The 2027-nt window shown below is 71.1% G+C and carries 1 protein-coding gene and 1 pseudogene; both read left to right on the forward strand.

Annotated elements, in window-relative coordinates:
- The first annotated feature begins 108 nt into the window (after positions 1-108).
- Positions 109-1086: an ABC transporter substrate-binding protein gene (locus EAO76_RS44120; protein ID WP_148841812.1), complete on the forward strand. Its 978-nt coding sequence runs from the start codon at positions 109-111 to the stop codon at positions 1084-1086.
- Between the two features lie 128 nt (positions 1087-1214).
- A pseudogene (locus EAO76_RS44125) lies at positions 1215-1865 on the forward strand (hypothetical protein); the annotation flags it as partial.
- Between the last annotated feature and the right edge of the window lie 162 nt (positions 1866-2027).

Consider the following 2027-nt stretch of genomic DNA (forward strand, 5'->3'; position numbering starts at 1 on the left):
CCCGTGCCCCGTGCGCCCCGGCACCCCGCCGTGCCCCGCGCACCTCGTACCGACCTGCCCGGATCACACCCCATGCAGCCCTGTGGCTGCGGACGGAGAACAACAACCATGAGCAAGACCTCGCGCATAGCCGGTGCGGTCATCGGCGTGGTCGCGCTGGCCGGGTCGCTCGCCGCCTGCGGCGGCGACAGCCTGGAGAAGGAGAAGAGCGACCGGGGCGGCTCCGCGGGCTCGGGCGGGAAGGGGTCGCTCGTCGTCGGCGCGGCCTCCTTCACCGAGTCCAAGGTGCTCGCGGAGCTGTACGCGCAGATCCTGCGCGACACCGGATACCGCACCTCCGTCACCACGGTGGCCAACCGGGAACTGTACGAACCGTCCCTGGAGAAGGGTGAGATCGACATCGTCCCGGAATACGCCGCGACGATCGCCGAATTCCTCAATGCCAAGGTGAACGGCGCGAAGGAGGCGGCGAAGAAGCCGGTCGCCTCCGGTGACCCGGCGGCCACGGTCGCGGCACTGGAGAAGCTCGCGGGACCGCGCGGACTGAAGGTGCTCCCGGCCGGTCGGGCCGTCGACCAGAACGCCTTCGCGGTGACGCGGGAATTCGCCGGGAAGAACAAGCTCAAGACCCTTTCCGACCTCGGCCGGGCGAAGATCGCGGTGAAGATCGCGGCGGGCGACGAGTGCGAGGTGCGGCCGTTCTGCGCACCGGGTCTGAAGAAGACCTACGGCATCGACGTCACCGGTATCGATCCCAAGGGAGTCGGTACGCCGCAGGCCAAGCAGGCCGTCAAGGACGGCAAGGACCAGTTGGTCCTCACCACGACCACGGACGCGGTGCTGGACGCTTACGACCTGGTGTTCCTGGAGGACGACAAGAAGCTCCAGAACGCGGACAACGTACTGCCGGTGGTCAATGCGAAGGACGCGGGAGCACAGGACGTCGCCGACGCCCTCGGCAAGCTCACCGAGGCGCTCACCACGGAGGATCTCGCGGAACTGAACCGCAAGGTCGACGCGGAGCGCGCAAAACCCGCCGATGTGGCCGGGGACTATCTGCGGTCGAAGGGCCTTGTCGGTAAGTAGGAACGGAAGCGGGAATCGGGGAGAACGGGGGCCGTCGGGCAAGAGGACCGGGGCCGTCAGGTAACCAACCAAGAACAGATTGCCGGGCAGCCCCCCAAGTGCCCCGTACACACGGTAAATTTCAGGCCATGCCACGTGGACGTCATCGTCATTCGCCACCTCTGCACAGAATCCTTCCGCCTTCGGTGGTCGTCGGGGTCTCTGTTCTGAGCGCCGGGGGCGCCTGGTTTTTCGCCGAGCCCCTGGTCCTGCGCGCTCTGGTGGGCGTCGCGGCGGCTTCCGCCGTGACCGGCGCGTATCTGATGCGCAGCTGGGACCGGGAGGCGGGGCGTCAGGTCGCGGAGCTGACCCGGGCCCGTGCCGGTGACGAGTGGCGGGCCGAGGAGCGGCTGGCCGAGCTGGAGTCCGACCTGGAGGAGTCGCGGGAACTGCGCGCCCGGCTGGAGACGAAGCTGCGCCGCAAGCGCGTGGAGCTCGCCAACCTGCGCGGGGAGCATGCCGCGCTGCTGCGCCGGTACGCCAACGCCGAGACCGAGCGGGCCAGCGCGCTCGAAGGCCGCCGCAGGCTCGCCATCGAGGCCGCGTCCGCGCCCCGGGAGCTCCCGGCCGCGCGCAGCACGCCGACGCCGGGCGCCTATCTGCGGGCCGCCCAGGCGCTGGAGGACCTCTCGCGCAACCGGGCGCTCCAGGAGGCGCGCCGCACCGCCGAGCAGGCCAGGAAGCGCGATCTCGCCGAGCGCGCCCGGGACACCGAGGAGCGGCGCGCCTCCTGGAGCGCCCGGTTGCGCGAGAGGTCCTCCAGCGCCTGGGCGGCCCGCAGATAGGCGCCCGGCGTCGGCGTGCTGCGCGCGGCCGGGAGCTCCCGGGGCGCGGACGCGGCCTCGATGGCGAGCCTGCGGCGGCCTTCGAGCGCGCTGGCCCGCTCGGTCTCGGCGTTGGCG

Source organism: Streptomyces sp. sk2.1, from assembly GCF_008120935.1.
Classification (GTDB): domain Bacteria; phylum Actinomycetota; class Actinomycetes; order Streptomycetales; family Streptomycetaceae; genus Streptomyces.

Bases quoted from the DNA above. Each gene is read 5' to 3' on its own strand.
- EAO76_RS44120 (WP_148841812.1), top strand. From the start codon at position 109: ATGAGCAAGACCTCGCGCATAGCCGGTGCGGTCATCGGCGTGGTCGCG.